The following is a 12,069-nucleotide window of genomic DNA, read 5'->3' on the forward strand; positions in this document are numbered from 1 at the left end:
GGCGTCGGTGGCTGTGCACGTTGCGCTCAGGGTACCCGGGCAGGGGCGTCTGCGCGGTGGGGAGAACTCCCCATCGCGCTGGTCATCCGGTGACTACTTCCAGAACATCAGCATGCCGCCGCCCACCATCAGCACGCCGAAGCCCACCGCGAGGTTCCAGTCGCCGATCGGCAGGGGGAGCTGACCTGAGGAGATGTAATAGGTGACCAGGTAGAGCAGGCCCAGGATCAAGAACACCACAGCGGTGGGAGCGAGCCAGGCGGGGTTCTGCGTCGCCACGGCGACCCGGCGGCCGGTGGTGCGGGAGCTCTCCGCAGCAGCGGCCTTCTTCACCGAGGTGGCACGGGTGGAGTCCTTGGCCTTCTCGGTGACCTCGCCGCCCTTGGCCTTGACCGGATCCTTGCCCCCGGAGCGCTTCGCTCCCTTCGAGACCGGATCCTTCGCAGAGCGACGTGAGGGTGCCGCGTCCTTCGCGTCCTTCGCATCGTTCGAATTTTTTTCCGTGGACGTCTTGGAGTCCTTCGACGTCGTCGAGCCCAGAGCGGGCGAGCCGCTCGACGAAGCGCCCTTCGCCGTGGTGTCCTTGGTCGCAGAGCCCATCGCGCTCGTCTCGGTCGCGTCGTCGGCGCTGGTTGCCGCGAGATCCTCCGCGGTGATCGCGGGTGACGTCGACGCGGCCTCGGCCTTCGCGTTCGATGTCGTCCGAGCGGACGACTTCTTCCTGCTCCTGGCCATGTGACGGTGCTCCCTCGAGGCGGCGATGATCGCGGGCGTGCCGCGCCGGTCCACAGGTGCGGACCTTGGCCTAGGGTAATGCTCGTCGAGCGAGGGTGCGAAGTGAGGAGGGGCGATGGATGCAGAGGGTGTGAACCCGGCTTCTGAGCAACCCTCCGAGCAACCCTCTGAGCGACCCTCCGGGCAGCCCCCTGAGCAGCCGTCCGAGCGACCCTCCGCGCGCCCCGTGGGCGGCTCTCGTGGCCGCGTCGGCGTGGCAGTGGTGATGGTGCTGTGCGGGGTGCTGTTCGCCACCACCGCCCGACTCTCCGGCGGCGGGTCCATCCGTGACGAGAGCAGCGACGTGGTCGGGGTGCTCCAGGAGCGTGGCCGCGATATCGAGCAGCTCACGCAGGAGACATCCGAGAAGCGGGCCGAGGTCGAACAGCTGCGCGGCCGCAGCGCCGGCGCGGAGACCGTCGAGCGCACAGCGCAGATGGCTGATGCCGTCGGCCTCAGCGAAGTCAGCGGCCCGGGGCTCCAGATCACCCTCACGGACGCCCCGAGCGGCGCGCTGGGCGCGATCCCCGGCACCGAACCCAACGACCTCGTGGTCCATCAGCAGGATCTCGAGTCCTACATCAACGCCCTCTGGGCAGGCGGGGCCGAGGCGATGATGCTGCAGGACCAGCGGGTGATCAACGGCAGCGCCTTCCGCTGCGCCGGCAACACGCTCCTGCTCGAGGGCCGGGTGTATTCGCCGCCCTTCGTGATCACCGTGATCGGCCCGGTGGACGAGATGACCACCGCGCTCGAGCAGGCCCCCGGCGTCCAGGTGTACCGCGAGTGGGTGGAGCATGTGGGCCTGGGAGAGAAGGTCGAGGACCTCGAGACCACCACCCTGCCCGCCTTCCAGGGCTCCCTCACCGTCGACGCGCAGGTGATCCGATGACCCCCTCCCACCGACGACGCCGCGGCGGAGGTCTCGGGGGCATCGTCGGCGTTGTCGGTGAGTTGCTGCTCACGGTCGGTGTGCTGCTGCTGCTGTTCCTGGTCTGGCAGCTGTGGTGGACGGACGTGGTCGCCGATCGCGAGCAGGCCGGCATCATCGACGGTCTCGAGCAGGAGTGGGGCGAGGTCGACTCCGAGCAGATCGCGCCCCGGCAGGACGGCCCCCCACCGGTGCCCGAGACGCCCGCCGACACCATGGTCTGGGGCAAGATGCACGTGCCCGCCTTCGACCGTCCGGCCTTCCCGCTCGCCGAGGGCGTGAGCCTCGAGCAGGTGCTGAACGTCAAGGGCGCCGGGCACTATCCGGAGACCGCCCTACCGGGCGAGGTGGGCAACTTCTCGGTGGCCGGCCACCGCAACACCTACGGCCGAGTCTTCGAGGACATCGCCCGGCTCGAGCCCGGGAACGCCATCGTCGTCGAGACGGCCGACGCCTTCTACGTGTACGAGGTGACCGAGTCGCTGATCGTGCAGCCACAGGACACCGAGGTGATCGCGCCAGCCCCCGGACAGCCCGGGGTCGAGCCCACACAGCAGATGCTCACGCTGACCGCCTGCCACCCGATGTACTCCGCACGGGAGCGGTACATCGTCCACGCCGAGTTCGCGTACTGGACCGACCGGGCCGACGGGATCCCCGAGGCCCTCGCGACGGGGGCTGGGGGATCCGACGGCGGAGCATCCGACGGCGCCGCCTCGAGCGGCGGGGCTCCCGGCGGCATTCCTGCGGGGAACGTGCTGGCGGGGAGAATCCCTGCGGGCACCGAGGAGGAGAGCTGATGTACGGCTGGCTGTTCCGTCACCTGCCCGGACCGCTGTGGGCGAGGATCCTGCTCACCGTGGTGCTGCTGGCGGCGCTCATCGTGGCGCTGTTCGGCTGGGTGTTCCCGGCGATCGCGCCGTACATGCCCTTCAACGACGGCCTGGTCGGCGCGCTGCAGCGCGGGAACGGCACGGCCCCGCACGCGTCCTGAGCCATGCCTCGGGTGTTCGCACGGGCGCCGCGTGCTCACGCTGGTCCCCCTGGTCCCCGAAGGTCGCGCAGGTGCCTGAGGCTGGGGTTCGTGCTGGTGCTGGCGCAGGGGGTTCGCTGGCCGGGACGAGACCGGCTCAGCCCGCGGTCATGAGGGGCTCGAGGCCCGCGGAGCGCTCGACGGCGTCGATGCCGTCGCAGAGCTCGAGGAAGCGGGCGAGCATCAGATGCCCGTTCTCGGTGAGCACCGACTCCGGGTGGAACTGCACCCCGTGCAGGGGCAGCTCCCGATGCGCCAGGCCCATCACCATGCCGTCGGCCGTGCGGGCCGTGACCTCGAGCTCGGCGGGGATCGTCTCCGGCACCACGGTGAGGGAGTGGTAGCGGGTCGCGATCATCGGGGAGGGGACCCCGGCGAAGACGCTCGTGCCCTGGTGGGTGAGCTCGCTGGTGCGCCCGTGCATGAGCTGCGGGGCGTGGTCCACGGTGGCGCCGAAGAACTGCCCGAGCGCCTGGTGTCCCAGGCACACCCCGAGCATCGGCACCATCCGTGCGGCACAGGCTCCGATCACGTCGAGCGAGCGTCCGGCGGTGCTCGGGGTGCCGGGGCCGGGGGAGATGAGCACTCCGTCGACGCCGTCCAGGTCCACTGCGCCGTCGGCGGTCAGCGGCACCTCGTCATTGCGCACCACGACCGTCTCGGCGCCCATCTGCTCGAGGTACCCGACGATGGTGTAGACGAAGCTGTCGTAGTTGTCGACCACCAGGATCCGAGTGGTGCGCTTCTCAGCCGTTCCCATTGCCGTTGCCCTTCCCGTTGCCGTTCCCGCGACCGTTGTTGCCCTGTGCGCCGTCGTCCCCGTCATCGGGATCCTCGGTGGGCTCCTCCGTGGGCGTCGTGCTCGGGGTCTCCGAGGGAGTCTCGGTGGGCTCCTCCGTGGGGGCGGTGGTCGGGTCCGGGGTCGGCTCCGGGCCGGAGGAGACCACGACCTTGATCGTCGACCCGCGGTCGGCCTGCTCGTTCGCGCCGGGCTCGGTGCGGATCACCTGTCCCTCCGGCACGGAGGCGGAGAACTCGGTGGAGGGCTCGATGCCGAAGCCGGCCTCGCCCAGGGTCTGCTGCGCGGAGGCGAGGGGCTGCCCGGTGACGTTGGGAACGGTCACCGGTCCGGGCGCCGCCGCGATCACGAGGTCCACGCTCGAGCCGTAGGGCACCAGGCCGCTGTCCGCGGCGGGGGTCTGGGAGAGCACGGTGCCCGGCTCGGCCTCCGCGTCCTCGCGCTCCGAGGGCTCGGGCACGGTGAAGCCGCGCGCCTCGAGGGTTTCCGTCGCCTTCGCGATCTGCGTGCCCTCGACATCAGGTATCTGGACATTGCCGGAGGCGAAGCGCACCTCCACGGAGGAGCCCCTCTCCACGGTGGCGCCGCTCTGCGGGGTCGTGCTGGAGACGGTGCCCTGCTCCTGCGGGACGTTCTCCTCCTCCCCCTCGGTCATCGTGAGCCCCGCCGCCTCGAGCGCCTCTTGAGCCTGATCGCGGGTCATGTTCTGGAGCCCGTCCGGCACCTGCACCGACTCGGGCCCGGCAGAGACCGTCACCGCGACCGTCGCACCGGCCTCGACCTCCTCGCCCTCGGCCGGAGTGGTCTCGATGACGAGACCGGCCTCCACGTCCTGCGACTCCACGGTGGTGAACTCGGGCTCGAGCCCGACGTCGCGCAGGATGGCGCCGGCAGATTCGTCGGTCTCGCCGACGACCCCCGGCACCGGGACCAGGTCCGGGCCGCGCTCGCCGAAGGGCTGGAAGATCGCGATCGCGGCACCGGCCAGCGCGAGCACGGCCACGATCACCAGGATGATCAGCCACCAGGGCTTCTTGTGCTTCTCCTGCTCCTCGACCTCGTCGGCCGTGCGCAGTGCGAGCGGGCCGGTGGCGGGGCTCGGCGCGGAGCCGCCGCTCCAGTTCTGGGCGCGCAGGCCGGCGGTGTCGCCGATCCCGGCGGCACCTGCGCCGGCGGCCCCCAGTCCGGCGGCGCCGATCCCTGCGCCGGCACCGGTGATCGCGGGCAGCGCCTCGGTGGCGTCGTCGAGCGGGCTGAGCACGGTGGTGGCCTCGGCATCGCTGCTGCGCGGCACCGCGCCGCCGACCAGGGTCGGGGCCCGGCCCGCGACCACGGTGGCGATGTCACGGGAGAAGGCGACCGCGCTGGGGTAGCGCTCCTCGCGGTCCTTGGCCAGGCCCGTGAGGATCACCGCGTCCAGTGCGGGCGTGATCGCCGGGTTGTAGGCCGACGGGGCCAGCGGCTCCTCGCGCACGTGCTGGTAGGCGATCGAGACCGGGGTGTCGCCGGTGAACGGCGGGCGCCCGGTGAGCATCTCGAACATCACGCAGGCGGCGGAGTAGATGTCGGAGCGGGCATCGACCAGCTGGCCGCGCGCCTGCTCGGGGGAGAGGTACTGGGCGGTGCCCATCACCGCCTGGGTCGCGGTCATCGCGCTGGTCGCATCCGCGATCGCGCGCGCGATCCCGAAGTCCATGACCTTCACCGCGCCGGCCTCGTTGATCATGATGTTGCCGGGCTTGATGTCGCGATGCACGATCCCGGCCCGGTGCGAGTACTCCAGCGCGCTCAGCAGCGCGGCCATGATTTCGCCGGCCTGGTGGGCATCCATCGGATGCTCGGGCTTGATGTGCTCGCGCAGGGTATCGCCGTGCACGTACTCCATCACGATGTACGGGATGGTGACGTCCGCCCCGGTGATGGTGGTCTGCTGCTCTTCGCCGGTGTCATAGACAGCGACGATCGAGGGATGGTTCAGGGACGCGGCGCTGTGGGCCTCCCGCCGGAACCTCTCCTGGAAGTTCGCGTCACGGGCCAGGTCCGAGCGCAGCACCTTGACGGCCACCGTGCGGTGCAGGCGGGTGTCCTCTGCGATGAACACCTCGGCCATGCCCCCGGTTCCGAGGATCTTGCCCAGGCGGTACCTGCCGCCCAGGACCACGTTTTCTTCGCTCACTCCACACCCGTCCTCGTGCCGTGGTCGACACCGACCGATTCGACCATCGTAGTTGTTGACGCGGTGTCACCTTCCCCGAGGTGAGCCATCTCCACGCCGGCCATCGCCGCCCAGGTCCCCGTCCCTGCTCCGGCCCCGGTGTCTGCGGCGGTGAAGGGGAGCATGCCCAGCCCGCCCAGCACGGCAGCGATGATCGCGACGATCACCAGGAGCAGCAGCACGAGTCCGGGCAAGGACATGCCGGCGAACTTCCGGCCGGTGGTGGAGGTGCCGTGGACCGTCCGGGAGGAGGCTGCGGTGTCCACATCGTCGAAGGCGCCGACCCCGAAGGCCCGGTCCGTGCCGTGGGTCCCCGGGCCTGCGGCGTCCGCTGGCGGGGAGGAGCGCTCGGTCGCTGCCTGCGCCTGCGCCGAGCGGGGAGCGGGCGCGGGTGACGCCGCGGAGCGGGCTGATGCCGCGGACCGCCGCGGGGCGGGGCCGGCCGAGGCCGCGGACAGCGCGGAGGGGCCCGACGCGGCGGAGCGGTGACGGATGCCCCGGCGACCGGAGAGCGGCAGCGGCATCGCGGCGGTACGGGTGCCGGTGGGCGAGGTCCCGTGGCGGGGACCGTCGGCAGACGGCGAGCCCGTGGACGGCGAGTTCGCGGAGGGCGAGCCCGCAGCGGGCGAGCTCGCAGAGCTGTCGCGGCCGGTGCTGCTGCGGGGACGGACGCGGTTCTCCCCGGTCCAGTCATGGTCCTCGACCCGGGTCACCGGGATCGCGCCGGTGGAGAAGCGCGGCTCGACGCCGCGCTGGATCGCCTCGAGGATCCGCGCCACCGCCGCCGCCGAGCGGGGACGGTTCGCGGGGGCCTTGGCCAGCATCATCATCACCAGGCGGCGCAGATCTGCGGAGATCGCCGCGGGCAGCTCCGGCGGCTGCTGCTTGACCTGTGCCATCGCGATCTCGACCTGGCTGGATCCGGTGAAGGGACGATGTCCCACGAGCATCTCGTAGCCCACGATGCCCAGCGCATAGATGTCCGAGAGCGAGGTGGCCTGCTTGCCCATCGCCTGCTCGGGGGAGAGGTACTGGGCGGTGCCCATCACCAGCCCGGTCTTCGTCAGCCGCGCCTGGTCCTTGCTGCGGGCGATGCCGAAGTCGGTGATCTTCATGGACCAGTCGTTCTTCTCGTCGACCAGCACGTTCTCGGGCTTCACATCGCGGTGCACGACGCCCTTGGAGTGGGCGGCGTCCAGTGCCCGGGCGAGCTCGATGAGCAGGGTGAGGACCCGCTTCTCCGGCAGCCCGCCGGGATTCTCCTCGATGAGGTCCGACAGCGGTCTGCCGGGGCACAGCTCCATCACGATGTAGGCGCGGCCGTCGAGCTCGCCGTAGTCGTAGAGCGCGGCGATGCCGTCATGCGAGAGCGCGGCGGTGTGGCGGGCCTCGGCACGGAACCGCTTGAGGAAGCCCTCGTCCCCCGCGTACTCCTCGCGCAGGACCTTGATCGCGACCTCGCGGTCGAGCTCCTGGTCGCGTCCCTTCCAGACCTGTCCCATCCCGCCGGTGGCGATCAGCGATGTCAGTTCGTAGCGCCCTTCGAGCACGAGCCCTGGGTTGGTCCTCATGGCTGGATCACCGCTTCCATCACGTTCTTGGCGATCGGCGCCGCTGTGCGCGAGCCGTATCCGCCCTCCTCGACCAGGACCACCACTGCGATCTTCTGGTCGCCCTGCTGGCCATATCCCACGTACCAGGAATGGGGGGCACGATCCTCGCCCCATTCCGCGGTGCCGGTCTTCCCGCCCACCTCGACGCCGTCGATCGCGGCGGCCGAGCCGGTGCCGTCCTCGACCACCCCCACCATCATCTGCCGCATCTGCGCGGCATTGGCGGCGGTCAGCGGCTGGCCCAGCTCCTTCGGGCTGAGCTCGGCGACGGTGGAGAGGTCGCCCGTGCGCACCGCCTGCACCAGCTGCGGCTCCATCACCACGCCGTCGTTCGCGAAGGCCCCGGCGACCATCGCCATCTGCAGCGGCGTCACCCGGGTCTCGTACTGCCCGATCGAGGTGGTGGCCAGCTGCGCCGCGTCGAGCTCTTCCCCGATCGTCGACGGGGTGACCGACAGCGGGATCTCGAGCCGCTGCCCGAAGCCGAAGTCCGCGGCGGTCTCGCGCAGCTGGTCCTCGCCGACCTCCTGCCCGAGCAGGGCGAAGGAGGTGTTGCAGGACTGGCGCAGCGCGTCGGCCAGGGTGGAGACGTCGTCCGGGCCGCACGGCTCGGTGCCCCCGGACGCGCGGTTGTTCATCACCGCCGAGGAGTTCGGCAGCTGGTAGGTGCCGGGGCCGGGGATCTCGGTCTCGGCCGTGTACTGACCGGACTCGAGCGCAGCAGAGGCCACGACCAGCTTGAACGCGGAGCCCGGCGGGTAGAGGTCGCCGCCGATGGCGCGGTTGGTCAGCGGCCGCTCAGGGTCGTCGTTCAGCTCGGTCCAGGCGCGGCTCACCGCAGCGGTGTCATGCGAGGCGAGCAGGTTGGGGTCGAAGCTGGGCGCGGAGACCATCGCGAGCACCGCGCCGGTCTCCGGATCCAGCGCCACCACCGCGCCGCGGCGCCCGTCCAGGGCGTTCCAGGCGGCTACCTGGGCTGCGCTGTCGAGGGTGAGCTCGACGCTCGCGCCCTGCCCCTGCTCGCCCGAGAGGATCGCGGAGATGCGATGGTAGAACAGCGCGTCGGCCTCTCCGGAGAGGGTGTCGTTCAGGGAGCGCTCGATGCCCGTGAAGCCGTAGACCACGGAGTAGTAGCCGGTCACCGGGGCATAGATCTCGGCGGGGTCGTAGCTGCGGAGGTAGCCGTAGGTGTCCCCGGACTCGCGGGAGCTCGCGATCGCGTTCCCGTCCACCACGATCGGGCCGCGATGCCGCCCGTACTCGTTGTACAGGGTGCGGTCGTTCTGACCGTGAGCATTCAGCCGTCCCTGGGCGACCACCTGGAAGTAGGTGGTGGAGGTGAACAGGAGGATGAACAGCACCCCGGTCACCAGCCAGACGTGGCGCAGCGGCTTGTTCATGCGCCCACCTCCTGACCCGCACGCGGCGGTGCGGGCGCGGTGGAGCCCGAGATCTGCCGGGCGGCGGGCCGACGAGCGGCATCGGACAGCCGCACCAGGATCCCGGCGATGATCCAGTTGCACACCAGCGAGCTGCCACCGGCGGCGAGGAAGGGCAGGGTCAGGCCGGTCAGCGGGATCACCCGGGTGACACCGCCGACGACCACGAACACCTGCAGGGCCATCACGAAGCCGAGACCGCCGGCCAGCAGGGTGCCGAAGCCGTCGGAGATGCCGACGGCGGCGCGGATCGCGCGCTGCACCAGCAGCAGGTAGAGCAGCAGCAGGGCGAAGGCCCCGACCATGCCGAGCTCCTCCGCGAAGGAGGCGAAGATGAAGTCGGACTCCGCATGGGGCACCACGTCGGGCCGCCCCTCGCCGAGGCCGGCGCCGGTGATCCCGCCGTTGGCGAGGCCGAACAGGCCCTGGCTGATCTGCTCGCAGGAGGCGTAGTTCGCGCTCGAGAGCGGATCCAGCCAGCAGGTGATGCGGGTGCGCACATGCCCCATCTGGGTGGCGGCGAAGACCGCGGGGGGCAGGAACATCACCGCCCCGATCACCAGCCAGCTGAGCCTGTCCGTGGCCACGTAGAGCATCACCACGAACAGGCCGAAGAACATCAGCGAGGTGCCCAGGTCGGTCTGGAACACCAGCACCGCCATCGCGAAGCCCCAAGCCACCAGGATCGGGCCGAAGTCCGACCAGCGGGGGAGCTGGATGCCCAGCACCTTCGGCCCCGCGAGCGCAAGGGTGTCGCGCCGGGAGACCAGGTAGCCGGCGAAGAAGATGGCGAAGGCGATCTTGGCGAGCTCTGCGGGCTGGAAGCTGTAGCCCGCGATGGAGATCCAGATCTTCGAGCCGTTGCGGGCAGAGCCGATCACCGGGGCCAGCGGCAGCAGCAGCAGCACCGCGCCGACCACGGCGCTGATCCAGGTGTAGCGGCGCAGGCGACGGTGATCCCTCAGCAGCACCAGCAGCGCGATGCAGAGCGCCGCACCGAGCACCGCCCACAGCATCTGCCGATCCGCGCTGCCCGAGCTGCGGATCCCGTAGATCTGGTTCGCCGCGTGGATGCTCTCGATCATCGCGATGCCCAGCAGATTCAGCAGTACCACGATCGGCAGGATCACGGGGTCGGCGTACGGTGCGCGCCACATCACCGCGATCTGCAGGGCGAGCGCGAGCACAGCGGCGCCGATCCCCACCTGGGTGAGGTTCTCGGGCAGTGCGTCATAACGGCCGAGGCCCACCAGTGCATAGGCGCCCACCCCGATGACCACTGCGGAGAGCAGCAGCAGCCCCTGGGTGAGGCGCCGCGGACGAGCGGTGTACGAGACGATCGTGGCCACTACGTCTCCTCGCCCTCATCGGGCGGCGGGATGGTGCGGTCGGAACGGGAGGGCAGGGGCTCCATGTCCTCGGCGGCGTCCTCCTCGAGGCCGCCCGCATCCGAGGCACCGCCGGCGTCGGAGGCGCCACCGCCGTCCGAGGGGGCGGGGGAGACGGCGGGCGGCGGCTGGTTCGCGATGGCGGCCTGCTCGAGCCGATCGATGATCTGATCGGCGGAGGGACGATCGGAGGCGTTGATCGTGTTCTCCACCTGCTGCCGGGTGACCTGAGGCAGAGCCTCGAGCTCGATGTCGGTGACCTCGATCGGATCGGACAGCGAGATCGGTCCCAGATCCTGCGAGATCCCCTGATAGAGCACCACGTGGGTGCCGTCGGTGCCGACATAGAACTGTCGCTGGGACCAGGCGTAGCCCGCCCAGAGCAGCCCGCCGAGCAGGGCGATCAGCAGCATCAGGGCCACCAGCGCGGGCCAGGGGCTGCGGCGCGGCGGCTCCTCCGCGGAGAAGTCCTCGTCCTCATAGGGAACCTCGGGCTCCTCCCGGGTCAGGGCGGCGGCCTTCGCGGCGGGCCCGGAGGCCGTCGTCGGGGCGTGGCGGTTGCGGGCCGCGGAGCCGACGATCTGCGGGCTGGTCGAGGGGGCCTCGACGCCGCGGGGAAGCGCGTCGAGATCCACCACGTCGGCGATGATGCAGGTGATGTTGTCGGGGCCGCCGCCCTTGAGGGCGAGCTGGATCAGCTCCTCGGCGCACTCCCCGGGATCCTCGATCTCCTTGAGGGTCGCGTCGATCGTGCCCAGCGACACCAGTCCGGACAGACCGTCGGAGCAGAGCATCCAGCGATCGCCCGCATGCGCGGGGCGCAGGGAGAGGTCCAGCTCGGGATCGGCATCCACGTCGCCGAGGACCCGCATGAGCACCGATCGCTGCGGATGCCGCTCGGCCTCGTCCTCGGTCAGCCGGCCCTCATCGAGCAGCCGCTGCACGAAGGTGTGGTCCTTGGTGATCTGGGTGGTCTCGTCCCCGCGCAGCAGGTAGGCGCGGGAGTCGCCGATGTGGGCGAGGGCGAACTTGCCCTCCGCGCGCAGCAGGGCGGTGATGGTGGTGCCCAGGCCTCGCAGCTGAGGCTCGTCCCGGGCACGGCGCAGGATCTCCTGATTGGCCGCGAGCACGCTCTCCTCGAGGGTGGCCACGATGTCCGAGGCAGGGGTCTCGGAGTCCAGCTGGGCGAGGCGGCCGATCGCGACCGACGAGGCGACGTCACCGCCGGCATGGCCGCCCATCCCGTCGGCCACCACCAGCAGATGGCTGCCGGCGTAGCCGGAGTCCTGGTTGTTGGACCGCACGAGGCCTACATCGGAGCGGGCGGCATATCGCAGGGCGATACTCATCGCGGACCTCGTCTCAGTTCGATCTCGGTGCGGCCGATCCGCACCTGGGCCCCGGGCCGGAAGGGCACGGCGCCCTCGATCCGGCGACCGGATACCAGGGTGCCGTTGGTGGAGCCCAGATCCTCCACCATCCACTCGCCCTCGCGCTGGAACACGCGGGCATGGCGGTTGGAGGCGTAGTCGTCATCCACGACCAGGGTGCATTCGGGGGCACGACCGATGAGGATCGGGGTGGATCCCAGCGTCAACGAGGTGCCGCGCAGAGGGCCGGCGGTGACGACCATGGCGGCCTGGGTGACCTCGGGGTCCGTGCGCAGCTGAGGTGGGCTGCCGGCCTCGGCGGCGGCGCCACCGATCGGCCCGGAGGCGGGGCGCTGCTCGCGACGCGGATCGCGGCTCGAGCGGGTGACCACGGTGGTGCCGAACAGGTCGTTGCGCAGCACCAGCACCACCACGATCACGAAGATCCACAGCGCGAGCACGAAGCCCAGGCGCAGGGCGACCAGTGTCAGTTCACTCATAGGGCGT

Annotated in this window: 11 protein-coding genes; 3 read left to right on the forward strand and 8 right to left on the reverse strand. The window is 70.8% G+C overall.

Annotated elements, in window-relative coordinates; translation table 11 throughout:
• Nucleotides 1-93 precede the first annotated feature (93 nt).
• Nucleotides 94-735, reverse strand: a complete 642-nt coding sequence (locus ACT3T9_RS02365) for a cell division protein CrgA (protein WP_444605887.1) — start codon at nucleotides 733-735, stop codon at nucleotides 94-96.
• Nucleotides 736-850: 115 nt separating this feature from the next.
• On the opposite strand from ACT3T9_RS02365, the gene ACT3T9_RS02370 reads away from it, so the two are divergent.
• From ACT3T9_RS02370 to ACT3T9_RS02380, 3 genes are read left to right on the forward strand one after another with little or no spacing between them, the layout of a single operon-like run.
• Nucleotides 851-1,666, forward strand: coding sequence for a DUF881 domain-containing protein (locus ACT3T9_RS02370; RefSeq protein ID WP_444605888.1), 816 nt, complete (start codon nucleotides 851-853; stop codon nucleotides 1,664-1,666).
• Nucleotides 1,663-2,505, forward strand: coding sequence for a class E sortase (locus tag ACT3T9_RS02375; RefSeq protein ID WP_444605889.1), 843 nt, complete (start codon nucleotides 1,663-1,665; stop codon nucleotides 2,503-2,505). Before ACT3T9_RS02370 ends, ACT3T9_RS02375 begins: the two co-directional genes overlap by 4 nt.
• Nucleotides 2,505-2,699 carry a hypothetical protein gene (locus ACT3T9_RS02380; RefSeq protein ID WP_444502342.1) on the forward strand — a complete coding sequence of 65 codons (195 nt, stop codon included), beginning with the start codon at nucleotides 2,505-2,507 and terminating at the stop codon, nucleotides 2,697-2,699. The genes ACT3T9_RS02375 and ACT3T9_RS02380 overlap by 1 nt, the downstream gene beginning before the upstream one ends.
• Nucleotides 2,700-2,835: 136 nt before the next feature.
• On the opposite strand, the gene ACT3T9_RS02385 is transcribed toward ACT3T9_RS02380, so the two are convergent.
• Genes ACT3T9_RS02385 through ACT3T9_RS02415 form a run of 7 tightly spaced genes read right to left on the reverse strand, consistent with a single transcriptional unit; the run spans nucleotide 2,836 to nucleotide 12,062 of the window.
• On the reverse strand, nucleotides 2,836-3,498 hold the full coding sequence (locus ACT3T9_RS02385; RefSeq protein ID WP_444502341.1) for an aminodeoxychorismate/anthranilate synthase component II: 663 nt from the start codon (nucleotides 3,496-3,498) through the stop codon (nucleotides 2,836-2,838).
• Nucleotides 3,485-5,713 carry a Stk1 family PASTA domain-containing Ser/Thr kinase gene (pknB, locus tag ACT3T9_RS02390; RefSeq protein WP_444502340.1) on the reverse strand — a complete coding sequence of 743 codons (2,229 nt, stop codon included), beginning with the start codon at nucleotides 5,711-5,713 and terminating at the stop codon, nucleotides 3,485-3,487. Before pknB ends, ACT3T9_RS02385 begins: the two co-directional genes overlap by 14 nt.
• Entirely contained in the window at nucleotides 5,710-7,323 is a 1,614-nt protein-coding gene (locus ACT3T9_RS02395) for a serine/threonine-protein kinase (RefSeq protein WP_444502339.1), read from the reverse strand. The genes pknB and ACT3T9_RS02395 overlap by 4 nt, the downstream gene beginning before the upstream one ends.
• Nucleotides 7,320-8,765, reverse strand: coding sequence for a peptidoglycan D,D-transpeptidase FtsI family protein (locus ACT3T9_RS02400; RefSeq protein WP_444605890.1), 1,446 nt, complete (start codon nucleotides 8,763-8,765; stop codon nucleotides 7,320-7,322). Before ACT3T9_RS02400 ends, ACT3T9_RS02395 begins: the two co-directional genes overlap by 4 nt.
• Nucleotides 8,762-10,153 carry an FtsW/RodA/SpoVE family cell cycle protein gene (locus ACT3T9_RS02405; RefSeq protein WP_444502337.1) on the reverse strand — a complete coding sequence of 464 codons (1,392 nt, stop codon included), beginning with the start codon at nucleotides 10,151-10,153 and terminating at the stop codon, nucleotides 8,762-8,764. The genes ACT3T9_RS02400 and ACT3T9_RS02405 overlap by 4 nt, the downstream gene beginning before the upstream one ends.
• Entirely contained in the window at nucleotides 10,153-11,541 is a 1,389-nt protein-coding gene (locus tag ACT3T9_RS02410) for a PP2C family protein-serine/threonine phosphatase (RefSeq protein ID WP_444502336.1), read from the reverse strand. The genes ACT3T9_RS02405 and ACT3T9_RS02410 overlap by 1 nt, the downstream gene beginning before the upstream one ends.
• Nucleotides 11,538-12,062, reverse strand: a complete 525-nt coding sequence (locus tag ACT3T9_RS02415; RefSeq protein WP_299299461.1) for an FHA domain-containing protein FhaB/FipA — start codon at nucleotides 12,060-12,062, stop codon at nucleotides 11,538-11,540. Before ACT3T9_RS02415 ends, ACT3T9_RS02410 begins: the two co-directional genes overlap by 4 nt.
• Nucleotides 12,063-12,069: the final 7 nt, after the last annotated feature.

Origin of the sequence: Brachybacterium sp. AOP29-B2-41, from assembly GCF_052378395.1 — a bacterium.
GTDB lineage: Bacteria > Actinomycetota > Actinomycetes > Actinomycetales > Dermabacteraceae > Brachybacterium.